This window comes from Amycolatopsis sp. NPDC049688 (assembly GCF_040674975.1).
In the GTDB taxonomy this organism is placed as follows: domain Bacteria; phylum Actinomycetota; class Actinomycetes; order Mycobacteriales; family Pseudonocardiaceae; genus Amycolatopsis.
In genome coordinates this window covers 121,543-144,623 of record NZ_JBFANY010000001.1, presented here as the reverse complement: position 1 = coordinate 144,623, position 23,081 = coordinate 121,543, and the positions used below count along the sequence as shown (strand labels likewise).

25 protein-coding genes are annotated in these 23,081 nt (G+C 67.2%); 14 read left to right on the top strand and 11 right to left on the bottom strand.

All coding sequences use genetic code 11. The features are described from left to right. Positions 1-77 precede the first annotated feature (77 nt). The 7 genes from AB0J55_RS00625 (at position 78) to AB0J55_RS00595 (ending at position 6,599) form a co-directional block, all read left to right on the top strand. Positions 78-266, top strand: a complete 189-nt coding sequence (locus AB0J55_RS00625) for a helix-turn-helix domain-containing protein (RefSeq protein ID WP_084093921.1) — start codon at positions 78-80, stop codon at positions 264-266. Then, positions 263-598: a WhiB family transcriptional regulator gene (locus AB0J55_RS00620; protein ID WP_364240706.1), complete on the top strand. Its 336-nt coding sequence runs from the start codon at positions 263-265 to the stop codon at positions 596-598. The genes AB0J55_RS00625 and AB0J55_RS00620 overlap by 4 nt, the downstream gene beginning before the upstream one ends. Beyond that, complete coding sequence (locus AB0J55_RS00615) at positions 595-924, top strand: hypothetical protein (protein ID WP_364240703.1); 330 nt, start codon at positions 595-597, stop codon at positions 922-924. Before AB0J55_RS00620 ends, AB0J55_RS00615 begins: the two co-directional genes overlap by 4 nt. Then, on the top strand, positions 921-1,610 hold the full coding sequence (locus AB0J55_RS00610) for a hypothetical protein (protein WP_364240700.1): 690 nt from the start codon (positions 921-923) through the stop codon (positions 1,608-1,610). The genes AB0J55_RS00615 and AB0J55_RS00610 overlap by 4 nt, the downstream gene beginning before the upstream one ends. Further along, positions 1,603-3,738, top strand: coding sequence for a cell division protein FtsK (locus AB0J55_RS00605; protein ID WP_364240697.1), 2,136 nt, complete (start codon positions 1,603-1,605; stop codon positions 3,736-3,738). Before AB0J55_RS00610 ends, AB0J55_RS00605 begins: the two co-directional genes overlap by 8 nt. 148 nt (positions 3,739-3,886) lie before the next feature. After that, positions 3,887-5,638: a recombinase family protein gene (locus AB0J55_RS00600; RefSeq protein WP_364240694.1), complete on the top strand. Its 1,752-nt coding sequence runs from the start codon at positions 3,887-3,889 to the stop codon at positions 5,636-5,638. A gap of 697 nt (positions 5,639-6,335) precedes the next feature. Then, the gene (locus tag AB0J55_RS00595; RefSeq protein WP_364240691.1) at positions 6,336-6,599 is read left to right on the top strand and encodes a hypothetical protein; all 264 of its coding nucleotides are present in this window, start codon (positions 6,336-6,338) and stop codon (positions 6,597-6,599) included. Positions 6,600-6,970: 371 nt separating this feature from the next. Here the strand turns inward: AB0J55_RS00595 and AB0J55_RS00590 are convergent, their stop codons facing one another. The 4 genes from AB0J55_RS00590 to AB0J55_RS00575 all read right to left on the bottom strand — a co-directional run bounded on the left by AB0J55_RS00590 (position 6,971) and on the right by AB0J55_RS00575 (position 10,380). Beyond that, positions 6,971-8,629 carry a hypothetical protein gene (locus tag AB0J55_RS00590; protein ID WP_364240688.1) on the bottom strand — a complete coding sequence of 553 codons (1,659 nt, stop codon included), beginning with the start codon at positions 8,627-8,629 and terminating at the stop codon, positions 6,971-6,973. 65 nt (positions 8,630-8,694) lie between these two features. Beyond that, a complete protein-coding gene (locus AB0J55_RS00585) occupies positions 8,695-8,979 on the bottom strand; it encodes a hypothetical protein (RefSeq protein ID WP_364240685.1) in 285 nt (94 codons plus the stop codon). A gap of 68 nt (positions 8,980-9,047) precedes the next feature. Beyond that, positions 9,048-9,362 (bottom strand): hypothetical protein, encoded by a 315-nt coding sequence (locus AB0J55_RS00580; RefSeq protein ID WP_364240683.1) that lies wholly within the window; start codon positions 9,360-9,362, stop codon positions 9,048-9,050. Positions 9,363-9,468: 106 nt separating this feature from the next. Next, on the bottom strand, positions 9,469-10,380 hold the full coding sequence (locus AB0J55_RS00575; RefSeq protein WP_364240680.1) for a hypothetical protein: 912 nt from the start codon (positions 10,378-10,380) through the stop codon (positions 9,469-9,471). A gap of 227 nt (positions 10,381-10,607) precedes the next feature. On the opposite strand from AB0J55_RS00575, the gene AB0J55_RS00570 reads away from it, so the two are divergent. From AB0J55_RS00570 to AB0J55_RS00555, 4 genes are all read left to right on the top strand, one after another. Further along, positions 10,608-10,940, top strand: coding sequence for a hypothetical protein (locus tag AB0J55_RS00570; RefSeq protein ID WP_364240677.1), 333 nt, complete (start codon positions 10,608-10,610; stop codon positions 10,938-10,940). Between the two features lie 370 nt (positions 10,941-11,310). Further along, a complete protein-coding gene (locus tag AB0J55_RS00565; protein WP_364240674.1) occupies positions 11,311-11,499 on the top strand; it encodes a hypothetical protein in 189 nt (62 codons plus the stop codon). Positions 11,500-12,392: 893 nt separating this feature from the next. Next, a complete protein-coding gene (locus AB0J55_RS00560; RefSeq protein ID WP_364240671.1) occupies positions 12,393-12,653 on the top strand; it encodes a hypothetical protein in 261 nt (86 codons plus the stop codon). Between the two features lie 394 nt (positions 12,654-13,047). Beyond that, entirely contained in the window at positions 13,048-13,557 is a 510-nt protein-coding gene (locus AB0J55_RS00555) for a hypothetical protein (protein WP_364240669.1), read from the top strand. Between the two features lie 77 nt (positions 13,558-13,634). Here AB0J55_RS00555 and AB0J55_RS00550 read toward each other — a convergent pair whose 3' ends face one another. Beyond that, positions 13,635-14,246, bottom strand: coding sequence for a helix-turn-helix transcriptional regulator (locus tag AB0J55_RS00550; protein ID WP_364240666.1), 612 nt, complete (start codon positions 14,244-14,246; stop codon positions 13,635-13,637). Positions 14,247-14,310: 64 nt separating this feature from the next. Here AB0J55_RS00550 and AB0J55_RS00545 point away from each other — a divergent pair, with 64 nt between their 5' ends. Then, positions 14,311-14,859, top strand: coding sequence for a hypothetical protein (locus AB0J55_RS00545; RefSeq protein ID WP_364240663.1), 549 nt, complete (start codon positions 14,311-14,313; stop codon positions 14,857-14,859). Between the two features lie 107 nt (positions 14,860-14,966). Here the strand turns inward: AB0J55_RS00545 and AB0J55_RS00540 are convergent, their stop codons facing one another. From AB0J55_RS00540 to AB0J55_RS00530, 3 genes are read right to left on the bottom strand one after another with little or no spacing between them, the layout of a single operon-like run. Further along, on the bottom strand, positions 14,967-15,404 hold the full coding sequence (locus AB0J55_RS00540) for a hypothetical protein (RefSeq protein ID WP_364240661.1): 438 nt from the start codon (positions 15,402-15,404) through the stop codon (positions 14,967-14,969). After that, positions 15,401-15,580, bottom strand: coding sequence for a hypothetical protein (locus AB0J55_RS00535; protein WP_364240658.1), 180 nt, complete (start codon positions 15,578-15,580; stop codon positions 15,401-15,403). Before AB0J55_RS00535 ends, AB0J55_RS00540 begins: the two co-directional genes overlap by 4 nt. Then, entirely contained in the window at positions 15,577-16,002 is a 426-nt protein-coding gene (locus AB0J55_RS00530) for a sigma factor-like helix-turn-helix DNA-binding protein (RefSeq protein WP_364240655.1), read from the bottom strand. Before AB0J55_RS00530 ends, AB0J55_RS00535 begins: the two co-directional genes overlap by 4 nt. On the opposite strand from AB0J55_RS00530, the gene AB0J55_RS00525 reads away from it, so the two are divergent. Further along, entirely contained in the window at positions 15,989-17,149 is a 1,161-nt protein-coding gene (locus tag AB0J55_RS00525; protein WP_364240652.1) for a hypothetical protein, read from the top strand. The genes AB0J55_RS00530 and AB0J55_RS00525 overlap by 14 nt on opposite strands. A 178-nt stretch (positions 17,150-17,327) precedes the next feature. On the opposite strand, the gene AB0J55_RS00520 is transcribed toward AB0J55_RS00525, so the two are convergent. The 3 genes from AB0J55_RS00520 to AB0J55_RS00510 form a co-directional block, all read right to left on the bottom strand. Beyond that, the gene (locus AB0J55_RS00520) at positions 17,328-17,720 is read right to left on the bottom strand and encodes a helix-turn-helix domain-containing protein (RefSeq protein ID WP_364240650.1); all 393 of its coding nucleotides are present in this window, start codon (positions 17,718-17,720) and stop codon (positions 17,328-17,330) included. Between the two features lie 300 nt (positions 17,721-18,020). Further along, positions 18,021-21,128, bottom strand: a complete 3,108-nt coding sequence (locus AB0J55_RS00515) for a hypothetical protein (RefSeq protein ID WP_364240647.1) — start codon at positions 21,126-21,128, stop codon at positions 18,021-18,023. A 153-nt stretch (positions 21,129-21,281) separates the two neighbouring features. Beyond that, on the bottom strand, positions 21,282-21,917 hold the full coding sequence (locus AB0J55_RS00510; protein WP_364240645.1) for a hypothetical protein: 636 nt from the start codon (positions 21,915-21,917) through the stop codon (positions 21,282-21,284). A gap of 183 nt (positions 21,918-22,100) precedes the next feature. Here AB0J55_RS00510 and AB0J55_RS00505 point away from each other — a divergent pair, with 183 nt between their 5' ends. Continuing rightward, positions 22,101-23,063, top strand: coding sequence for a hypothetical protein (locus AB0J55_RS00505; RefSeq protein WP_364240643.1), 963 nt, complete (start codon positions 22,101-22,103; stop codon positions 23,061-23,063). The last annotated feature ends 18 nt before the right edge of the window (positions 23,064-23,081 follow it).

The following is a 23,081-nucleotide window of genomic DNA, read 5'->3' as shown; positions in this document are numbered from 1 at the left end:
GGCGCGTCGGACAAACGCGCCCGCCGAAGAGCTGAAATCAACAATATAGTCTTGAAATCATCAGATTGGTTTTTCTCATGAACTCGCACATCACCTTTCACACCATTCGAGAAGCGGCCTGGCTGCTCGGCGTGTCCCGCGCCGCGGTGAGCCGGGCGATCCGGACCCGCGAGCTGCGCGCCACTCGCTGCCGTTCTGGTCTCCGTGTGTCGTCGACCGAGCTGGCCCGTCTGCTCGGGTCGCGTCAGGCCGGGGGTGCCGCATGAGCGCCGACGACCTGCAGTTGATTGGGATCGCCTGGCGGCTGGACCGGCTGCGCTGGGTTCCGACCGAGGTCCTGACCGACGTCGTGACCAGCGAAGGAGTCTGCATGTGGCCTCCACCGGACGACGGACCACCCGACGCGAGCTGTGACGGCGAGCTGGCCGAGCGACTTTGCGGCGGGTGCCCTGTCCGAGACGAGTGCCTGGAGCTGGAGTTGCGGACGGCCGGCGCCGACACGGTCGGCGTCTGGGGCGGGACGACCGACGACGATCGGCGCGCCCTGCACCCCGTCTGGCTGCGGCGTGGCGAACGGACCGATCGGGGTGCGCGATGAACGGGCTCACCGTGACGCCCACGCAGATTCTCGCCGGTGTCGGCGTCCTGCTCGTGCTGTTCTGGGTCTGGCGGGCCGGTTCCCGCCGGGCGAAGGCCGCCGTCGAAGCCGCTCGGAGCGGCGCCCGGCTCGTGTCGCTGGCCGGGCGCGTGCTGTTCAACGCCGGGTTGATCGTCGCCGTCCAGTGGGTGGTGATCGCTCACCCGGGTAGTCCGTGGCTGCTGCTCGCCGTCCTCGGGTTGCCGGCGCTGTTCGCGTCCTATGCACTCACGCGGGCCATGACGGTTACCACCGTCGACACCTCGAAGCGGGGTGGTCGGCGATGAACCGGGCGCAACGGCTCGCGCAGGACGCGGCCGAAGCCGCGGAGGTGCGCGCCTACCAGACCGATCCGGACGTCGTGGCGCTTCGGATCGAGCGAGTGCGGCGGCAGGTCGACTGGATGTGCTGGTCCGGGATCGTGCTCGGGCTCGCCTTCACGATGACCAACGTCCAGGGCTTCGCGTCGTCCGGCACACGGCCAGGGTCGCTGCCGTGGCTGGCCGCTTGGGTGCTGGACCCGACCGTCTCGCTCGTTCTGCTGGCGATTCTGCGGGCCGAGCAGGTCACCGCGCGGTACCAGGTACGGACCGGTGTCTGGGTGCGGCGGGCGAAGTGGTTCACGCTCGCAGCTACCTACGTCATGAACACCTGGACGTCGTTTGCCGCCGGGGAGGCTGCGGCGATCGTGCTGCACTCGGTGCCGCCGCTCGTGGTGTTCGTCGCCGTCGAGGCGATCACCGACCTGCGGGACAAGCTCACCGATGCTGTGCTGGTTGCGGCTGAACGGCGTCCTGTCCAGCAGGAGACCGGGCGACGGGTGCTGTTCGCCGATTACCTCGCTATCGCTCGGGAGACCTGGACGCCGGACGTCGAGATCACGCCGGCGTGGGTGCGGCGGGCTACCGGCTGCTCGCGGGGCCTGTCGCCCCGGCTGGCGCGGGCGTTGCGGTCGGAGGTCGGCAATGGCTGACTCATTGCCGGTCAAGGCCGATCCCGTGTTCGACGGTGAGTTGGTCGACGACACGTTGCCTCAGCCGCGTCGGCGGGAGTCGAAGACGAACCGCTTCGTCCGATGGTGGCGGCATTCGCCGCGGGTGCCGTTGTGGCTGAAGAGCAAGCCTCAAGCCGTCCAAGCGGGCAAAGACGCCGTCGTTGGACTGGTGAAGTCGCCGTGGCGGTACGTCGGCGCCGTTGTTCGCGGGCTGGTCGTCGGGGTGCGGTGGTGGCGCAGGTGGGTCACCGTCCGGGACTACCGAACGGCCGCCGAGGAGTCCGAGAAGCTTGCCGACAAGTTCACCGAGATTCGGGCGCTCACGCTGTTCCGCTGGAAGGTGACCGGTGCTGTCCTGGTCGTTGTGGCCGTCGGGGTGGCCATCGTTGACCTGGTGTACGGCACCGATCCTCTGTGGATTGGTGGGGTCGCTGCCTCCGCGGCGCTCGCGATTCTCGGGCGTAAGAAGGACGGCAGTCCCGGCCGAAAGCCGGCGCTCGCCGGGCCGCGGACGCTGACCTGGACGATGGACCCGCAGGTACTGGTGGACGCGTTCCGGGACGCGAAGCTGATCGGCAAGGACGAAGTGCTGCGGCTCGTCGAGCGCGCGACGCGTGTCGGCGACGGCTGGGCGATCACCGTCGACCTTCCGGCTACGCGCAAGGCGGCCGACGTGGTGAAGAACCGAGACGCGCTAGCGTCGGCGCTGGCCGTCGATGAAGTCCAGCTGATCGTCGAACGGGTCCGCGGGAACGGTGGGCACGCCGGGCGGGTGTCGATGTGGGTGGCCGATGAGGACCCGTACGCCTCGCCGCCGTTGCGGACACCGCTGCTCGGCGTCGCGCAGTGGGATGCGTGGCGGCCGATCCCGTTCGGACGGGATGCGCGGGACCGGCGGATTGACCTGCCGTTGGTGTGGACGTCCCTGCTGGTCGGTGCCATCCCCCGGCAGGGCAAGACCTTCGCCGCCCGGCTCGCGGCGGCCGGGCTCATCCTGGACGCCTGGGTGCGGCTGTACGTGGCGGACTTCAAGGCCGGGAAGGACTGGGACGCGGCCGGATTGGTGGCACATCGGTTCATGTCCGGTGACGAGTCCGAACACGTTCTGGCGCTTGTGGACTGGCTGATTGAGCTGGTCGGCGAGGTTCAGACGCGGTTTCGGCGGATGCGCGACCTGGACGACCTCACGTGTCCGGAATCGAAGGTTACGCCGGAGATGTCCCGCGACAAGGCGCTGAACATGCCGATCACCGCGATCTTCGTCGATGAGGTCCAGGTTCCGTTGGAAGACCGCACGCCCTTTGACGTGCAAGGGAAGAAGCTCACCGCAGGTGAGTACGTCGGCGAGTTGCTGACGTGGCTGGCGAAGAAGGGGCCGGCTGCCGGGATCGTGCTCGTGCTGGCGACGCAGCGGCCGGACTCGAAGACGATCCCGTCCGGGCTGCGAGCTGTGCTCGGATCGCGGTTCGCGCTGCGGGTGATGGACTGGCGCGACTCGAACATCGTGCTCGGCGAGCAAATGAACACGCGTGGGTTCGACTCCAGCCGGCTGCTGCCCTCGCACAAGGGCGTTGGCATCCTGCGACCGGACGGCGACACGTCAGCCGGCGCCGATGTGCTGGCCATGACGGTTCGGACGTACTACATGCCGAACGAGGACTGGCGGACCATCTGCGAGCAGGGCCGGGCGCTGCGCGAGGCAGCCGGGACACTCACCGGGCACGCCGCCGGGCAGGACACCATGCCGGTGCTCGACCACGCGGCCGCAGTCAAGGCACTCGGTGCAGGTCACGCGGCTGGCGAGGCTCAGCCGCCCGGTGAGCTGCCCGAGGTGCTCGCGTCGCTCGTCGAGTATTTGGGAGACGATCTCGGGCCGGACGGCCGAGACTTTGTGCCGACAGCTGAGTTGCTGGACGTACTGGAGGTCGACTCGCGGACGTTCGCACAGCAGATGGCCGAGGTGGGATGCCGGCCGACGCGAGACCGCGTAACCGGCGAAGACGGCGAGACGAGGCAGGTTCGCGGATACCGGACGGCTGAAATCAGGAGCGCAATCGACCGCGCAGGGGAATGCGGCGAGCCGACCGGGCAGGAAGGTCGGTCATGAGCGCCACTCACTCCGAGGATCGACCGATCCAGGTTATCCTACCTGCAGGATTACCGGATCTGACGCCAGCCGTGGCACGCGGGCTGCTGGCCGTTCTGATCGAGCTTACAGAGGTGCCGGTGCTGGACGGACCGGCAGAGGAGGAACCGTGACGGCTGAAATCAGCAACGATCCGTGGTCGACGCTGGACGAGATCTTGGGCCTTGAGGTGGCCGAGCCTGTCGACGACGGAATCGGTGAGCTTGCGGTCTACGGCCGGTGCTCGACGGAGGACAACCAGGACCCCGAGACGTCCCGTGGCTGGCAGTTCGGGAACGCTCGGAAGTTCGTCGAGCCGCTGGGCGGCCGGATCGTGGCGGAGTACTTCGATATCGGGCAGTCACGGTCGGTGCCCTGGGAGCGTCGGAACGAGGCCGCGCGGCTGCTCGCCGAGCTGAAGAATCCGCGGCGAACGTGGAACGCCGTCGTGGTCGGCGAGGGCACCCGGTGTTGGTTTGGCAATCAGTTCTCATTGATCGCGCCCCGGTTCGCCGCGTACGGCGTCGACCTGTGGGTGCCGGAGCTGGGCGGGAAATACGACGCGCGGAACCCGTCGCACAAGATGCTCATGAGCGTGCTCGGTGGGATGAGCGAATCGGAACGCCAGCACGTCCAGGCGCGTGTCCGCGCGGCGATGGACGCGCAGGTTGTCAACGAAGGGCGGCATCAGGGCGGCCGGGCGCCTTACGGCTACGTCGTCGTTGATGGCGGTCCGCACCCGAATCCGCGGAAGGCGGCCGAGGGGTTCCGGCTGCGCGTGCTGGCCATCGATCCCGACGCAGCCGAGGTGGTCCAACGGATCTTCTCCGAGTACATGGAAGGCGTCGGTGACCGCGCGATCGCGAAGGGGCTCAATGAGGACGGAGTGCCCTGCCCTTCGGAACGCCGGCCCGACCAGAACCGGCACCGGCTCGCCGATGGCTGGCAAGGGAGCACCGTCCGGTCCATTCTGGAGAATCCGCGGTACACCGGGTACGCGATCTTCGGGCGCTGGACCAAGCACGAGACGCTGCTGAATCCGGATGACGTCGGTGCGGGGCATGTTGTGCGGTTCAAGCGGGCAGCGCCGGATCGCGTCGTTCGGTCGCGGCGACCCGCGCACCCGGAGATTGTTTCTGTTGAGGCGTTCACGCAGGCGCAGTTGATGCGCCGGTCCCGCGCGGCCGGCGGACTGCCCGGGATTGCGAAGCTCGAACGGAATCGGGCAGCGACGAAGCACACGTACCTGTTGAAGGGGCTGGTGCGGTGCGAGATCTGTACCCGGAAGATGCAGGGTGCGGCGATCCGGAAGGGCGTCTACTACCGGTGCATTGCTCGAACGATGGCGCCGGGTTCGGCGGCGCTGGCCGATCACCCGAAGACGGTGAACCTTCGAGAGGACGTCGTAGTCCCACCGATCAACGAGTGGCTGTGCCAGGTCTTCGACCCGGACAACCGCGACGACACGGTACGACTGCTGACCGGGTCGCAGGATGGCCGGGTGGACGGCCGTCGAGCCAACGCGGAGAAGCGGCTGAAGGGGGCCGAGGAGAAGCTACGGCGGCACCTTGCGGCTATCGAGGCGGGCGTAGACCCCGTCAACTTCGTCGAGCCGATGAAGCGCGCACAGGCCGAGCGACAGGCAGCCATGGAGGAACTGAAGCACCTGCCGGACGCACAGGCGGTCGACGTAGCCGAGGTCTACGCGATGCTCGACCAGCTCGGCGACGTCGCCAGGCACCTCAACTCGCGGAGCCCGGAGAGGATCACGCAGGTCTACCGCGACCTGGGCCTACAGGTGGTCTACGACAGCAAAAAAGAGGCAGTCGCAGTGACTGCCTCTCCCCGTGTGGGTAACGTGTGTGTCCGAGGGGGGACTTGAACCCCCACACGTGGGATATCTCCCGTGATTGGGGAGATCATGCCGTCACAGTAGCGCACAGTGACGGCTTTTGCACGTCCCCGCGGCAGGTGAGGAACATCGACAGCAGCCTGGGAGCGATGCCGTCGCTCGCGTACAGCGGCCTTCGGCCCACTCGACGGCACGGGATAGACTCGGCAGCGACACACCTCGCACCGGTCGAGGCAGCCGCATCACGGCGACCACGATCCCGCCGCCAGCGAAGGCGAGAACAGGGGCCTGTGGACACGGCCGGGGACGCGCCCACAGGCCCAGCGCCATCCTGTCCCCCTACCGGCACAGCACGACATCCCGGTCGGCACTGCCATACCCGCCGAGGACTAGAACTCTGCGTTTCAGCACCTGGCCCCGCAACGAGAGGGACGTCCCAGTGGTTCATTACGTACTGGGCTGACCTGCACCAACCAGCTCATCCTGGGGCAAATATGGGGCGGTCATACCCAATGGGCCAGTTCGTGGCGAGCGTGGGGCCAGTGGCGTTGGGTTCCCCCGTTCGCCCGGCTAGCTCGAAGCATGCGAGTACCGTGTTCCACCCCGTGACCAGCGATAAGAGAATTCCTAAAAGTTGTCCGCCGAGTTTTCATCGTGGCGGACCCCTCCGGTGGAGAAGAGGTCAACGAGCTGGAGGGAGGTCCCCACCATGGCGGACCCCGTAGGCATGAGGGACCCGGACGCCGACGTCATCAGGGTATTGCGACCGAAGAGCGTCTTCGGAATGCTGCTCGGCCTGCTGCACCTGCGGAGCGATCGTCTGGCGGCCTGCGACCGCGGTGCGACGATCACCGACGTCGTGCAGGTCCTCAGCGATTCGGGCCGCGGCGGTCGGGTGGTCAGCCAGGGCTCCGATGGCGATCGCTGGTCGGTCACCGTGCCGGCTTCGGGCGTCGCGCGACCGGGCGGAACCCACGCGGAGGCCCGGTGACCGACGATGCCCTGGATGCCGTGCCTTTCGGGGAGTGCAGCGTGCAGGCGCTGGTCACCCGCTATGGCGAGACTGCGTTGGCGGTCGTGGTGAAGTGCGGGCTTCCGCGGGAGGATGCCGAGGCGATCGTCAGCGAGGAGTACAAGGCGTTGATCAAGAAGTGGGCGCAGGTCGGACGCCTAGTGGAGCCGGAGCGGTTGCTGTTCCGGACGGTCCGGCAGCGGATGGCTAACGAGAGCACGACAACGCCGAAAGTCGCAACGGCCGAGCCCAGCAGCGGCGCGCTGCGGCCCCCGGCGGCGTACCAGGATCGAGGCAGCCGCGACTATCCCGTCGGCCATCGTGGCGAACGCGACGCTCAGCAGCGCGGTTCACAGCCTTCCGGCCACGAACTTGTCCACCCGTGTTCGGACGGCGGCTGCGTTGGCCGCCAGCCAGTCGGCGAGTCGGCGGTCCGTTTCATCCCCGCAGGTTTTGGTGATGTGCAATCGGATCAGGCGCCTGACTGCTTCACGTTCGAAGTAGGAAGCGTGCACGAGCGGGTTGCCGTCATACGTTTCCTGATAGGCCTTCTTCGCCTCCTCCAGGCCGTCGAGCGCGGCGAGCATGAAGTACTGCCTGGCGAGTTCGCCCAGGCGGCCGGCATCCTTGGCCGAGTCGTCCTGGATCTCCGCGACCACGTCTGGCGGCAGCCCGGGGCAGTCGAGTTCGAGCGGCAACGGCCATCGAGACACGTAGACCAGCGGTGCCCGGTGCGGCAGATTGGCGCCGTGCGCGTTCGACACCAGCATTTTCACGATCTTCCGGCCGATCATCGGTCCGGCCAACTTGTTGACCGCGAGGATGACGTACTTCGCTATCCGAGCAGGAGCAAGCAGTTGGACGTGGGGAATGAGGTAGGCGTCCGTGAGCGGCATCGGCAGCGGCTGGAATCTCCGGGCGACCTTGTATTCCGGCTCCCGGGGTCTTTTGCGGTCGTCACGTTTGCTGGGCGTGGTCCACAACCACTCGTACCCGTAGCCGCCGACGTCCGGAGCGAGCCCCTGAAGACCGGCGATGGCTTCGTCCTCCGGCGCCCACAGGCCCAGCCAGCGGTCGTGGAAGCGTTTCATCGCGTAGGGCGCCGATCGAGCGCGAGCGAAGAGAGCCCCAGCGTACACCCGGTTTCCGAGGGTGACGAACGCAGCGACCCAGACAACCGCCGCCACGATGGCCAGCCAGTCGGCAGGCAGGACATCTCCATGCCGACCGAAGAACAGGAGGTAGGCGAGGAAGAAGAAGGGAGCTGCGACCAGCAACTGCAAAATTCCGTGTCCCAAGGCAGATCGGGCCACTTCGTTGGCCGACGGGTTGAGCGTGAACCGGGGATGCGGCCAGCCTTTGACGAGGAACCGTCGCCGGGGCAGGTAGTGGAGGAACGGGGTGCCGACGGTCGTCCAGGTGCGCAGCCCCGGAAGCTCGATGTGCGGCTCCACGGCGCGGAACTCCGAGTTCCGGGGTATGTACCTGGACTTGTGCTTGACCCACCACGGCGCGAACTCGTCGTCCCGGAGCCGGATGAGTGGCGTCTTCGTGAGCCTCATCGTGTTTAGGGAACGTCGCAGATCGGGGTCGGCTGTCTTGAACCGGCGGGTGACCTCGGCGCTGATCAACGCCTCCCAGATGATCGAGCCGCCGTGGCTGTGGCCGACCAGGTGGTAGCCGCGTCCCTGCCGTTCCAGTTCGATCAGCAACGCCAGCAGGCGGTTGCCGGCCTCCAGGCGGGCGACCTGGGTGTTGCTGCCGTTCCAGTGGAACAACGTGGGCTGAGGTTTCTCGTCTTCGCCGTCGAACTTGGCTGATTCGTACCACTTGAACCACTTCAGGTGCATTGTCGACTCGTCCGGCAGGCGCACACCGTCCGGCAGGTGGTCTGCGAACCACGTCCAGGTGTCGCTGCCGCGCTGCCACCAGCGCGGTCCCTCGTCGTCCTCGCTGTCAGCGAAAGTGCCGTGCACGAAAATGAGGAGGTCGCCGTCGTCACGGGGCATCGGTAGCAGGTCTCCTTCGTCGGCTCGCGTGTCCGATGACTCGTACGTTCGAGCAGACGTTCGCGTTACACGCCGGCGAGACGGAGGGGCGCTATCTCTGGTTCCACACCACTTCGAGCGGTCCCGGCAGCCGCAGCTTCTAGCCATGGGGGGCCGGCTGGTGGCCGGGTGCCGGGCAGGCGCTCAAACAGCACCTCCAGTGCCGTGCGCGCCAACGCCGTGACCAGCAGGTGCGCGGGGCAGTAATGGGGACCCGTGCCGAAGCCGAGGTGGGTGTGGAGGTCGCGGTGCAGGTCGAACCGGTCCGGGTCGGTGAACACCTCCTCGTCGCGGTTGGTCGTCGCGATCATGCTGTTCGGCAGATGTTCGCGTCCTCCCACCGTCGTGGCACACGTCGTGCGCCTGCCCAGGGCGGGTGTCAGGGTATCGGGGTGATCGAGCTCCAGTACCCGCAGCTGTTCGACCAGCAGCTTCTTGAGTCCGGCTGTTCGAACCCGTCGCCGCCGCCGTCGAACAGCACGCGGTCGGGCTCGAGGTCGTCCGGGCCAGGATCGTCGCAGTCCCGGTCGCAGGTGCGGCCGGATACTTCAGCGGCGAAGAAGCCCTCGCCGAGCTGCTGATCACCGAAGTCGAAGCCCACGCCGGCGTCGAGTACCAGATCGGGATCGCCGACGGCCTGTTCGCCGCGACCGTCGCCGCCGGCCGCGCCACCTTCGTCCCACCTGGAGGGCACCCGGCTTCGAGGCAGTTTCGCCTTACGAACAGCGCGAAGCCGGCCGCGTGGCTTCGATGGTGGTGTCCAGCGACGCGCTCCAGGGCACGTTCTGGTTTGATAGGATTCATTTCCGCGTCAATATATCCGCAGAAATAACGTGAATCATCTCATCGCACACAGGCGTTTTCGGAAGCTGTCGACTTAGGCTAGACATCGGCGAACGACTCCAAATGTCTAATTTATCAATACATGTTTCCCGACGTAAAATATCACCGTTCCAGATATTTTGAACCGCACCCTGGTCATTGACAATGATAGTCACCTGGTCGCCAGCCTGAATCACGCGCGAGCGAATAGGTCGTCTGACTCCATTGTCATCTTTGACCACGACGACCTCAGCTGGCAGCGCATCCATGACGATAGAAGTAATACTATCCACCACCCCCTGACCAGATACCAGGTTCGCACTAAATGCCTGGTTGACGAGAGTTAGAATAGGTATTATCGGAGACAGGGCAACATTGCCAGCTTTGAGACCGCGGCGCGCAGGCACATAGTCCGGGTGCCACTCAGGGGGCCCATCCGATTTCTTGCGTCGCAACATTTCTCGATAAACCACTACTCCCACCACGACTATTAAGATCGTTAAGACTGCGATTACAATAACGATTATCGATCTTAGTGGCGTAGCAACTAGAGCCACGACAGCGCCAACGCTGCCAGTAATAAAGAGAGCGCGCAACCGACTGAACGATGTCAATCTGGCCAGCATGACATAGACAGTAGTACCAACAACAAGCGGAAGGAACTGGTAAGTCATGTTAACCACCAGACTAGCAAAACTTCCGCTAGCAACCAGCGCGCGAATAAGAGCAGGGTCACCTGATAGCGAAATAGCAACGATAAGGAGCAGAGTCGGTACAATCGTAACGATAATCGAACTCAACTCGGGAATGAATCCATATAGACGCCCTGTCGCCCCAGAGTGCGCGTGCCGGTCAGGGTCTTCAGAAGCCGGCGCCGTCACTGTAGACAATCACATCACTCCTTGAATTACTGAGCCGCCGTGAGTGCCGGTGATCGTCGCGCACCCGGTGGACGAGCCTGTCGGGCGCGGCCGACTCTGCCTCGCAATCGAGCGCTGTGCCAGTGCGGCCCTTGCCTCAACATCGTCCCGCTCGGCGTCCTGGGCATCGGCGTAAGACTCGCGGATCCGCCGGAAGGCGTTGCGGGTCCTAAACACCAGCGGTGTGAAGGCTACCAGTGACGGGGATCCCGGGAGCGCCGACCACCCGCGAGCTGCAGTTGCCGACAGTGGTGTCGAACAACGTGCACTTCGCGGGCACGGACGAGAGGTGGCACGCCGACGCCGTCGCCGCGATCCGCGCGCACAGGTCGGTCGAGGACCTGGAAGGCTGGCTGCCAGCGGCCAGGACGGCGTACCTGCGCTCGGGGCCGAGCAGCTGCGGGCGTTCGAGCACCGGTACCCGGGCGCGGTCGCCCGCGCCGCGGTGCTCGGCGTCGAATGCTCATTCAACCTCGCACTTCGTCGACTTCACCCCGCACGCCAACCCGGTCGCCGGCGTGCTCCGCTAATACCTCAACAAGCGGCAGCCTGGCTTCGAGTGGCTCGCCGACGCCGCGGGCAAGGCCAACGAGAAGATCAACGACCCGAACGCCGCGATCGGCCCGAGCCACTTCTTCCGCTCGACCGCCATCGACGACAACTGGCTCGAGCTGGTCTGGGAGCACGCGGTGCTGCCCACTCTGCGCGACCACCCTCACGGACGCGAAGCCGTACTCGCCGAACTGTCCTTGGCTCAGTTGCGGGCGGAGGTGACCGGCAGCCCCGATGAAGACACTCAGCTTCCGTGAATACGAGCAGGTCAAGAACCATCCATCACCTGGGCCGAAGTCAACGCTCTCAGGGAGAGGTTCCGATGCACCGTCACCCGCTCGGACACCGGTGACGGCATCCGCAGGACCCGCGCGGCAGGTCCGCGACGGGTGGGTTCCGGCCGGTGACCGGCCCGACTCGGTCGACGACGAGCTGCTCATCAAGGCACTGCAACGCGCGGTCTGCTGGGACGAGACCACCGCCCGGGTACTGCAGCCGGGTCCGCGCCACGCGACGACGAGGCCGCCGGCGACCTGATGCACGACAATTCTCCGACCTGCACCTGGTGCCCGGCCGGGCCTAGCCATCTCCCCGCGGCGAAGGCGTCCACCTCCGCGCCGGCGGCCACGAGCCGCTCCAGGTCGGCGACCAGGTTCTGGTAGGCGGACCACCCATCGCCTCCTGCAGTTCAACATGGACGACGGCGGCATCTATCGCCAACGTCCGCGCTTCGCAAGAGGTCAGTGATGACGCGTTAATGAGCCACCCACCCCAGCCTGGCGCGAACCCCGAACAGGGCTTACACGACCACTTGGCAGGTGTCTGCCGTCGTCTACTCGATTCTCAGATACCAGCCCGTGGGCCTGCCGTTCTACTCCGGCCGGCAGTGGCGCCCGATTGCAGCCGATCGCCGTAGTAGGCGCGGCCGGCGGCGGTCACACGCAGGTGCAGCACGGGACGCCGGAGCCCGGACCAGGAGATACGGTGATGCGGGTCGACATCTATGGTGGCCGTGGCACATTCCACGAGTCCGCGCGTTGCCAGGGCTCGCACGGCGCGACGATAGGTCGCCGCGTGCGCCCGCTTGAGGTCCCGCGCCGTCTCGGTGAGCGTCTTTCCCTTCGCTGGCCTGCGAGGACGCTGCTCAGGGGGGAGGCCCAGCTCGGCCAGGCTGGCCCAGGAGGAATCAAGCACACTTACCGGCCGATTCCCCTTGCCGCGACCGGCGGGCAGCTGCGGGTTATGCGACGCCAGCCGCTGCAAGATCAGTCGCTGGGCGTTTCCGAGGCCTCGGCTCACGTGAGGAGTTTAAGGGCATCCACGATGTCGGGGGCGTCTGCTCCAATGGCATTGCCCTTCACAGGGGCGGCCCTACCCGGTGCGAACGGGTAGGGCCGCAGAGGTCCCAGTACTGCCGACGGAGACACCTGATGAGCGTAGCCATCCCGCCCGCCCGGGAGAACCCGGCTGAACCGCCCGCGCGGCCGCCGGCGCCACGCGGCCTGACGACCGCGATCGTGATGGTTGCCCTGCTGGTGACCACGGTGATCGACCGTTCGTTGAGCAGCCGTGCCAGGTTCCGCCGGTTAGTCGGGCTGATCCTCGTCGTCGGAGCAGCGATCTTCCTGGTGCGGAATGGGCCCGAGATGCTTCACGCGGTCGCGGGCGCCGACCCTGGCGGAAATCGGTGACGTCGGCGGCGCTGGCAGCGCATCATCAAGCTTCTCCTGCGACGCTAGAAGACGGCCTCTTCGACACGGCGGCGGACGGGCGCTGACCACCGAGACCCGCGCTGGACCGGCCGCCAGGAACCTCTGCTCGAGTGGGTCGTCGCCGGTCATGCGTCGGCCGCGCGCATCGCGGCGGTGACCAGCACCAGCTCCACCTACCGTCCCGGCCACGACCGGATTCGCCTGTCCCGTCGTCTCAGGTGTCCCACGGTGCTCGCCGCTGCTCAGCGCGGTGAGCAATTCACCGGATCCGGCGTGCTCTGCTGGAAAGTTCCTGATGGTCGCTCCGCACGGTGCGGAGCCGGAGCCGGAAGGAACCCTGGATATGAGGCCCAAGATCCGTTGCAGTGATCGGATGCTGCGCGACGCGCTGGTTCGGGCGGGCAGCGTGGTGGCCGGCACGGCGATCGCGTTCGGCACGCTGGCCCCGGCGGCCTCGGCGGCGCCGATCGCCACGCCGGCGCCGTCCGCGTCGGCGGTGTCCGCGCCGGGCGGCGTAGTGGAGGTCGACGGCCACTTCACGCCCCAGCAGCAGGCCGCGCTGAAGGCAGTGCTGTCCTCCCCGTCCGGGCGCGCGCAGATCGAGAAGGCGCTCGGGACCGTCTCGACGAGCAAGCCGGGCACGGCCAGCACGCAGGTGCAGGGCGGCAAGGACGGCGACCACTGGTGGATCAAGATCTCGATGGGCGAGATCATGGGCGTCGGGGTCTCCACGGCCTGCAAGCTGGCCTTCCCCGAGATCGGCTGGTTCGTCTGCCCGCCGCTGGGCGCCGCGGTGAACCAGGCGGTGTCGCAGGTGCCCAACGCCGGCGGCGTCTGGGCCGAGCTCTACACCGACGGGCGCGTCCGCGCCGGTACCTGGTGACCCGCGCCGGATAGCCGACGAGCAGGCACGCGGTGCCCGGGAACGCCGCAGCAACCCGGGCACCACGTCCTCGGAGATCAGTCCGGAGCGGTGCCGCGCGGCGGCAGGACCAGCCAGTCGACCATCCGGACACCGGTCACCCGCTCCGGCGGCAGCGCCGGGTAGCCGCGGTACAGGCCGATCAGCACCGGCTCAGACGTCACGACCTCGATGTTGCGCCGGATCGCGTCCGGGTCGGTCCCGGCGATCGCCACGCCGATCTCGTCGACCGGGCCGAGGGTCTTCACCAGCCGCCATCGCCCATCGACGTCGACGCTGACCTCGACCGCCGGCAACGGCGCCGCGCCGAGCATCGTGCGCAGCAGCAGGTACATCTCACCGGCGTAGAGCGGTGGCTTCCCCGGCGCGGCCCACTGCCGCAGCTGCGGGACCATCCGCTGGTTCTCGCCCAGGAACTGCCAGCGCGCCACGAGGTTGCCGGCCAGCTCGTAGTGCTCGTCCAGGCGCGCGATGCCGTCCTGTTCGGCCAGCGACTCCCCGCGTTCCCAGCGGGAGTAGGCCGGGCGGCTCACGCCGGCGACGTCGGCCGCTTCCTGCTGGGTCAGCCTCGGGTCGTGGTCCTCGCGCAGCTGCCGAAGCTCGCCACCGAACTTCTGCAGCATCCGTCTGCGGTGCTCGTCCTCATCCATCCAGCCCTCCCACCGGCGTTGTGCTGCCATTGAACCGTTCCGCCGAGTCGAAGGAGACAACCAGATGACTCTGCAGGTCCTTGAGCGCGTCGCCGCGCCGAACACCACGCCGATCCCGCCCGCGCGCAGGCGCGGCGACCGCAAGCCCGTCCGGCGTGTCCGGCTCGCCGCCGCGACCAGCATCGTCCTGGCGGTGGCCGCCGCCCCGCTGTCGGCCGACGCCGCCACCACGGTCGCCAAGCCGGACCGGATGTCCTGCTCGAACCCCGACACCCGCTGGGCGACCCGGTACCCGTGGGACTGGGTCGGTGAAGTGTTCGTCCGCTTCAGCGTGCCCGGCGCCGCCATGGCCAAGCCCGCCCCGGTGAAGGTCACCATCGCGTGGGGCGCCTACCGCTCCTATGTCAAGGAGATCGCCTTCCCCGGCGAGGCCGGCGGCACCAAGCTGGTCTTCGCCAAGCTCGACGGCACCGAGGCGCCGCTCTACGACACGGTGTTCAAGGCCGACAGGCCGGTGTGCGTGCAGTTCGGCATCGGCCCGGAGATGCTCTACACCGTCTCCGCCCGCACGGTGGCGCTGCGCGACTGGGTGCCTGGCCACGACATTGTCTGAGGCTCGCTGTCACCGTCGATGACGGCGTCGGCGGTTTGCCTCTCCTCGGCGATTCGACCACGAGCTGATGCCCGCCGGGCGTGCCGGCGGGCATCAGCTGTGCCTGGTCAGCGGTGTAGGTCGCGTCGAGAGTGTGGAGATCGGAAGGGCAGGTGTTCTCCGGTACGCACGCGGCGCCGTAGGTGCCAGAGCGTCTCCGCCGCCAGCAACGGAAGCAACGCGGTCGGCACCGTGGACGGGTGCCACCCCCCGAAGACGACGAGAGCCACCACCAGCACTGACCCCACCACGCCCACCATCCAGACGGCCGCGACCAGCACGAGTGACGGCCCCTTCACGCCTGTGATCTCCGGGGCCGCGTTGCTGGTCGGCGGCACCACGACGGGCGTCGGCGTCCCGGTCTTCCCGGGCGTGTCGGTCGGCGGCGTGCTTTCGCCCCCCAAGCTCGTGCTGGCCGGGCTGGTGTCCGACGAGGTGTCGGCCTGGTTGCCGGCGGGGTCCTCTGCTTCCTTCTCGACGGTGACTCGTTCTAGCACCGCGTTCACGGCTCGGCCATGGCCACCTCGTCGACGTACTGGATGTGGCGCTCACGCACCTCGGCGGGCATGGATTCGACCTTGGCCGCCATCTGTTCTGCGTCGAGGCGGAGGTGTGCGGGACGTCGCGGAACGGCTCGCCCGCGCAGCGCGGTCAGGCGGTCGAAGACCTCTTCGTTGTTCATGCGTGCGCCTCCGGGGTGCCGGTCTGCGTGGTCCTCCGGGTATCGGATTCGGGGATCTGGTTTCCGCCGTAGCCGGCGAGCCGGCCGTCGGCGACGATCTTGCTGGCGGCCGAGGCGACCCGCCTACGTACTTGGCCGCGGTCAACACCCATCATCGCGGCGGCCTCCTCCTGGGTGAAGCCGAAGCAGCAGATCAGCACCAGGGCCTTGCGCTCGTCGACGTCCAAGGGCGCCAGCGCGCGTTCGACGTCCACGCGCCGTTCGATGTCCTCCGCCGAGTCGACCCGCAGCGACGAGCCGGTCAGCTTCGGCGAGGCGGCCAGCTCCGCCGACAGCAGCTGCAGGTCCGAGGGCTCGGTGAGCACGCCCGGTTTCCGCTTCCCGTACTCGCGCCAGTAGTCGACGACCTTGTTCTTCGCCACGCGCATGACCGTCGGTATGGAGGGGTGTTCGAGGCGGGCGAGCACCCAGGCCGACAGGGCGAAGTCGATCTCTTGGAAGACTGCGGTAAAAGCCGACGGCCTCTGCACCGGCAACAACCTGTTCATGCAGGACGCCGTCATCGCCGGCACCGGGAAATTCGACGAAGTTCGATTACCCGATAGCCAGATCGGCGGCCAATTCGGCCTTGAGCGAGCCACCATCACCAACCCCACCGGCCCCGCACTGGACGCCGACGGCCTCCGCGCCGACAACGGCCTATTCATGGAAGACGCCACCATCACCGGCGCTGGCGAACTCGGCGCGATCCGGCTGATCGGTGCTCACATCGGTGGTCAAGCCGTTTTACCAGTTTCCAAACTGGGCAACAGTTCAGGTCCGCTCCTGGTGCCAAATGACGCGCAGATCGCCGGAGCGTTCGTGTTCCCGCCAGCAGTGGTGTGCTCGGCCAGCCGGGAGGGGATGAGCCGCCTTGGCTGCCCTGACAGCAACCGCACCATCAAAGCCCACGGATTAACCTACCCCAGTCTGAGCGCGATCTCCTGGCGGCAAAGGCTGCACCTGCTGGCCCACCACACCCCCACCTACTGGCCCCAACCCTTCCAACAGCTCGCCGCGACCGAGCACGCCGCCGGCCACGACAACAACGCCCGCGAAATACTGATCACCCAACAACACGACCTCCGCCGCCGCACCCCCCACGCCCTGGGTAACCGGCTCGCACAGTGGCGGCACGCGCCCTGGGGTTCGCTCGGCCGCTACGGCTACCGCGCCCACCGCCTCGTCACCGCCCTCGCCGTCGTCCGCGCCCTCGGCTCCGGCCTCAGCCTGCTCGCCGGACACGTCACCACCCACCCCGACCACCACGCCGCCGAACGCGTTCAACCCACCACCGCCAAACTCGACACCCCCGGCACACCCTGCTCCCCCGTCGAACTCATCGGCCTCGGCATTGACCGCGGCCTCCCCCTCGGCACCACCGGCATCCGCACCCACTGCGACTTCGACATCACCACCGGCTGGGGCCAGACCTTCACAGCCGCCCGCTGGGGGCTCCAAGCGCTCCTCTGGAGCCTGGCCACCCTCGCCATCGCCGCCTACACATGCCTCGTCCGCAAACCCAGCTGACAACGCCACCACATCCGCAACGGCGCCATGCGCGAGACGCGACTTCGAGTGGCGACTGTGGTAGGTAGGATGTCGTTCCCTGCGATAGTGCGGACCGGGTCCCCTGCCCTGTCCGAGACGTCGGGTTCGCCTCGGCTCAGCCCAGCCCGGCACAGCCACCGCCCAACCCGCAGCACACTCACAGCGTTACCGTGTCGGGACCATGGGGCGCCTCCTCCGATGAGGTCCACTCGTCGAAAGCGAAGACCCGGTCCGAGAACTTGCTGGTGACGTGCTCGATCCGGGCGAGCTTCGCGTCCCGGTCGGGGTCGTTGGACTCCTTCCACCTCTTGGTGCGCTGGAGGGTGATCTCGTGTTTGTGCAGGAACTGTCGCAACCGTTCCCGCCCAACGCGGACCACTCGCTGCGGGTTCTTGGCCAGGTAGGCGGTGAGTTTGCGCAGGCTCCAGCGGGTGAAGGGCTGCTCGAGTGCCTCAGGTCGCGTGGTGGCCGTCGCGACGATGAAGGCTTCGTTTTCAGGGCTGATCAGGCGGGGACGGCCACCCGCCCACTGAGGGTCCAGGCTGGCCATGCCCGTCTCGTTGAACCGGTGGATCACACCCCGGATCGCGTCCTCGTCGCCCTGACCAGCCGCGCGATCGCCGGGACGGTATTCCCACTTGCCGACGCCAGCACCACCATCGCCCGGCGCAGCCGCACCGCGGAGCCGGTCCCTCTTCGCACGATCTGCTGCAACCGCTGCCCCTCATGATCGGTCAGCCGACGCACCCGGACTGGACCTGCCATCCACCCACCCTGGCCTCAACCCCGTCACCAGCTGCGAACGCTGACCGGCGTGTCACCAAACCGGCCAACGTTCATGGACACAGCACTAGCCGCAGCCGTCGCCGTCGTGGCCAGCACGCACGTCCAGCAACGCCGGCTTGCCATCCTCGTCGAGGCAGTTGAGCAGGTCACGGTGCGGGACGTCGTCGACCGCGTATTGGTACCGGCGGGTCAAGAGATCGCGCAGTTCACCTCCGCCGAGTGCCTCAGGCCGTACGCGCAAGCGCCAGCTGCGGGCAACTGCGACCATCTGGAGCGTCATATGCACGTCGACGTCGTTCCCGGCGAAGACCTGCAGGGGCACCTCCCGTGACTCCGCAGTCTCGGGTTGCAAGGCGAGCTGCTGAATCCGGCCCGGGTCGTCGACGCCGAACTGGATACCGGCCTGCTCTATCCGCCAGTTGAGCACAGCGTTTTGCAAGGCCGCCAAGACCTGCCAATCGAGCCAGCCGGACTCGCGCAAGCGCACGATCGTCGCCCGGCCACCCTCGTCGGCCAGGAGGCGCGGGAGCGTGTACCTCAACACGCTGTTAGCGCTCTGGTACTGCTTCCGGATGGCGAGGAGTGCTTCATCCCTGTCGTAGCCGACCCCGGTGGCGGTCGACGGTCCGAGTGCCTCCCGGCCGACCGGCCGGAACGTGCTGGACGACGGCGGCCTGATCGCGGCAGCGCACCGACGGTAGTGATCCTCGTTTAGCAGCCCTGCCGCCTCCGCGTACGGCCGGCCTATTGACGTCTTATGGGGGAGACCGCCTCTCATCAGCGATTCCGTGACAGGCTGGAGGTCGTCCATCGGGCGGACATGGACCGCGTGCAGCAATTGGAGACACGTCACGATGACCGACCGGTGATGCGCCTGCAGGTCACCCGGCGCCGTGGACACCACCGCACGAGCCATGATCTCAGGTCCAGAGTCGTCAATGTCGATCCTGTCGGGCTGCTCGCTTTCTCCCTGCTCCGTGTCAACCGTAACGCGAACAGTGGCGTCTGTGAGGACGGGATTCATGCGCGCGACGTCAGCGAGGACGACCTGCAAAGCGGCGACCAGGCCCTCCGCCGCCAGAACGGTTGCCCGGTCGTTCCCGAATTCGAAGACCCACCGGATCCCGAGAGCCCGAAAATCAATGCGTCTGGTCGGCCCGACGTCGCCCAGGATCGGGCCGTCGAGCTGCATGGCGGCCTCGGTCTGGAATTCCTTCTCGGTCAAGTCCAATCCCCCGCCAGCCTCTTCGATCACCTCGACGAGGCCGTCATACCAGTCCGTGATGGAGTGCGCGGCCTCGATGAGCGGCTCGATCTCGGGCCAGAACTGGCGAATGGCTGCGAGCTCCCGCGTCGCGTTCGTATTGTGGACATCGAGCTCTGGGTGCCTCTCGCAGTCAAACGGGTCAGTCAGCATCAACGCGCGGGCAAGAAGCGCGAGTTCGGTCAACGCAGCCGCATCAACCCATGTTCCCGTCTGCTGCGCGTAGTCCGCTGCCTCCAGGAGCGCGTGTGGTATGTGCTCCTTCACGGAGCGGTCATCGGCTTGATCGCTCAAAACCACAGCCGCGCAGGCGTACATCTTCGCGGCATAGGTCAGCCCGAGTCTGGCGTACAACAACCCCAGGTACCGAGTAGTGAGGATTGCGCCGTACAGGGCGTCACCGTGGAACCACTTCGCCTTCGCGTTGTGCAGTTCGGCGAGAGCTTGCAACGGCTTGCCCGCTCTGACCAGCGCCATGCCGCGGTCGCGGCAACGTACCGCGGTCGCGGAGTCACCCCGCACCTGAGCCAGCGCGGCATCCAGCCCGTCGCGCACCTGCTCGTAGCCTGGGTACTCGCACGCGATGGGCGCGAATAGGGCGAACACGCGGGCGAGCTGATTGAACGGGTAGACCCGAGCCCGCGGCAGAAGGTCGGCCAGCGCGAGCAAGTACCTCAGCGCGGCCCCGAAGTCGATCAAGTCGAGTTCCTCGAGACCGGACACGTCGATGGCGGACTCGTCCAACCGCTCACCCGCGAGGGGATCGACCTCCACCTGCTCCGGCCGACCAAGGATGGTCTCTGCCTTCTCCCAGTCCGGGGTCAGGTGCACCGTGGCTAGTGCCCCGGTCAGCGTCGCGGCACGCAGGGGGTAGGTGGTCGGGTCGGTGGCATTTAGCAACTCGACGAGCCTCGCCCGCAGTTGTGCCATGGCCGCGACGATCTCCGACGAATTTGCCCTGGCGACGCCGGTTTTCCACGCCGAGCCCCAGTACGACGCCAGGACCACGGCGTCGTCGAGCACGTTCGGTTGGCTGCTCGTACACGCGAAGTCGATGGCGCGGCGGATGAGGTCCTCGATGCCGGCCGCCACCCCCATGCCACGGAGCCGGGCAACGCCCATCTCGTAACAGGCTCGGAACACCAATTCAGTGTCCGCGCCGTCCTCGGAGTCGGCCAGGAACGCGCCCATGAAGTCCAACCACTCGGGCAGGTCGGCGTTCGCATCCTCGTCCCACGTGGCGTGTCGAAGCCCGCGGGTGATCTCCCCCTGCACCGCTGGGGTCAACGCAACCGGTCCGTTGTTGCGGCGCAGGCCGTCGAGGAGATCCGCGTACCACTGCGGCGCTGGCTCAGCTTCCGGCCGCGGAACGAGCTGTTCGGGCAACTCGAGGTAGTGCCGCGCCACCCACACCAGGTCCGGCTCGGCGAGGAACATCGCGATGCTGTCGCCGCAGAAGATGTCGAGCGTCACCCCGTAGGTGTTCCGCGCGGTCCGCTTGAGCTCGTGCGTGACCCCTGCGGAGATCGGGTGCACGCTGAAGAATGCGACGTGGTCGACCGGGTCTGCGCCGTCGGCGCAGATGCCGATCAGGTCGTCAAGGACCTTGCGCTTGAGGCTACTGCTCTGAACCGTGCACGCGACCACGACGGGCGCCGTCGCTGCTGCGGCCGCGAACCCCGCCGAGTGCGGCAGTTCGTCCGGCAGCCGCGTGGTGAATGACTCGGCGTCGCGCCCTTGGTCTCCGCCGGCGCTCACCGGCCCGGTTGCGATGAGGATGTTCGAGCTGACGCGCTTCTGCGCGATCCGGGTCGCGATCTCCTCGAATCGATGATGTTCGTTCCTCGACGACAACTCGCCCAGACGAAACCTGATGAAAGCCTCGGCCTCCGGCACAGACTCTGTCACAGGCCTCATCCTCCACTCATGTTTCTGAACCCATTGTCCACGTGAGACGCCAGTTCGCCCCATGGCCTGGCTGGTACACCCTCGCGCGGAATCCGACGCATGATCCAGCAGCCCTTGAGCGCTTGCAGGCTCCCGCGCCGTCAGTGTTCGAACTCAGAGCTTGCCCGCCTCCTCACGCAGCCGCGCGAGCCGGGCGGCCTCCCGCTCCCACCGCTCCCGTTCAGGGCTGGACACGTCGGGCGGCCCGAACAGCTCGTCGAAGACGGACTCCGTCATATGGATCGGACGACGGCCCAGTTCCGGGTTCCAGAGCGGGTAGGGACGACCGCGCCCGAGCGCATCCACGGCCTCCGCCGGCCACGTCGCGTACTTGAACTCGAGCCGCCGACCAGCGAACGGGTGCGGCCGCCCCTCGGTGACGACCGGGTCGAAAAAGAAGGTCGCCGACTTCAAGTTCGAGTCTGTCGCGTCGTCCTCGCTGATCACCCGCCACCGGTCATCGACGTCTCCGACGGTACGGAATCCGAGCGCAACCTGGAGCTCCGGCGTGTACCGCGGCTCCGCCGCGACGACCGGGCCGCCCGCGCGATACTGCCTGTACAGCACGTTGTGCGGCATGCCGACGGCCGGGCCAAGGCTGCGCCAGGCCGCGCCAGCCTCCTGGCACTCCGTCATCGCTGACCGCAGGCCCCAAGCCAGGAAGTGCTGCGCTCGGGTGATGATCTCGGCCCGCTTCTCCGGATCGGTCTTGTCCCGAGCAAGCTTCAGCAGCTCGATGACGTTGTCCATGCACGAGTCAGTCGTGAACCTCGTGGACTGGGCGGCCATGTCCACCCCTTTCGCTGCGGAGCACGACCACACCGATCTTGCTCCTTTCAAGTAACAGTCTTACCATAGCTCGTGATACTTCAAAGGAGCAAGATCGGTGGAAAATCGCAGGCGCCTAACGGCCCCACGCGGTTCAATACACCGGTGACCGATGACGTTTTGGCTGCTAGCGAGCGTGCCGACGGCGGCGAACAGCCGTCGACAATGGATTTGCTCACTACGGCGTACCAGCACCTGCGCGACGCCTGGGCCGGACTTCTGCTGGACGAGAACTGCGACGCGACGGCGCCGTGGCAAACCTCGGGTCTCGCGGACACCGACCCCGACGAGGTCGGCATCCTCCTGCACATCGCCGCGATTGCGGCGGGCAACGCGGCCAAGTCCGTCTTGCACCACCTGCGCCTGCTGGCGCTGACATACCCGCCGGAAGCCATGACCGACGCCGGCCTTCACCCAGACGGGTGGCCCGGGCTGGCTCCCTTCCCCTCTGCCCGGTCGCTGCTGGAAGCGGCCGCGTTGACGAGCTGGTCGCTGGCACCGGACAAGACCGAACGGCTTCGCCGTTGCGCTCAATTCCAGATCTGGTCGGCGAACGAAGGCAGCAAGAGTGACCTCGGTCCCGCCCCAGGCGGCCCTGGCTCGGTGGACGAGGTCCGCAAGACCATCGAGGCAGCAGGCTTCGAGGTGCGGGAGCGCGGCCGCAACAACGACCTCGGCGTTGTCCTGGACGGCGTGGTGAAGACTTTCCGCACGTCCAGCGCGATCTCCAGCAGCCTCGGCGATCCCGGCCGGCGGCTCTACCGCTGGTGGAGCGGGATCGCCCACCACGCGTCGTGGGCCGTCTCGCCCTGGACCGCGTTGCGCCTGCGCGACGACACCACCGGGATGTATCTCTCGACTCCGAACTTCGAGGACAAGCACCTCGAACTCGCTGCCGACGTAGCCGCCGTCGTCCTCGCCGCCGGCAAGTCGGTGGGTGCCTTCTACGGCCGGGACCTACGAAACTTCGAAACCACCTGTCACCAGGTGGAAGGCGTACTGCGCCAGATCATCCCGGCCGTCCGGCAGGCACTTGGCCGGCCGGGCGCCAACCCCACACAGCGCTGAGTGACCGGTCACCCTGCT

Coding starts and splice junctions, on each gene's coding strand:
- AB0J55_RS00625 (WP_084093921.1), top strand. CDS start 78: ATGAACTCGCACATCACCTTTCACACCATTCGAGAAGCGGCCTGGCTG.
- AB0J55_RS00620 (WP_364240706.1), top strand. CDS start 263: ATGAGCGCCGACGACCTGCAGTTGATTGGGATCGCCTGGCGGCTGGAC.
- AB0J55_RS00615 (WP_364240703.1), top strand. CDS start 595: ATGAACGGGCTCACCGTGACGCCCACGCAGATTCTCGCCGGTGTCGGC.
- AB0J55_RS00610 (WP_364240700.1), top strand. CDS start 921: ATGAACCGGGCGCAACGGCTCGCGCAGGACGCGGCCGAAGCCGCGGAG.
- AB0J55_RS00605 (WP_364240697.1), top strand. CDS start 1,603: ATGGCTGACTCATTGCCGGTCAAGGCCGATCCCGTGTTCGACGGTGAG.
- AB0J55_RS00595 (WP_364240691.1), top strand. CDS start 6,336: ATGAGGGACCCGGACGCCGACGTCATCAGGGTATTGCGACCGAAGAGC.
- AB0J55_RS00590 (WP_364240688.1), bottom strand. CDS start 8,629: ATGCCCCGTGACGACGGCGACCTCCTCATTTTCGTGCACGGCACTTTC.
- AB0J55_RS00585 (WP_364240685.1), bottom strand. CDS start 8,979: ATGATCGCGACGACCAACCGCGACGAGGAGGTGTTCACCGACCCGGAC.
- AB0J55_RS00560 (WP_364240671.1), top strand. CDS start 12,393: ATGAGCGTAGCCATCCCGCCCGCCCGGGAGAACCCGGCTGAACCGCCC.
- AB0J55_RS00555 (WP_364240669.1), top strand. CDS start 13,048: ATGCTGCGCGACGCGCTGGTTCGGGCGGGCAGCGTGGTGGCCGGCACG.
- AB0J55_RS00550 (WP_364240666.1), bottom strand. CDS start 14,246: ATGGATGAGGACGAGCACCGCAGACGGATGCTGCAGAAGTTCGGTGGC.
- AB0J55_RS00545 (WP_364240663.1), top strand. CDS start 14,311: ATGACTCTGCAGGTCCTTGAGCGCGTCGCCGCGCCGAACACCACGCCG.
- AB0J55_RS00535 (WP_364240658.1), bottom strand. CDS start 15,580: ATGAACAACGAAGAGGTCTTCGACCGCCTGACCGCGCTGCGCGGGCGA.
- AB0J55_RS00520 (WP_364240650.1), bottom strand. CDS start 17,720: ATGGCCAGCCTGGACCCTCAGTGGGCGGGTGGCCGTCCCCGCCTGATC.
- AB0J55_RS00510 (WP_364240645.1), bottom strand. CDS start 21,917: ATGGACAACGTCATCGAGCTGCTGAAGCTTGCTCGGGACAAGACCGAT.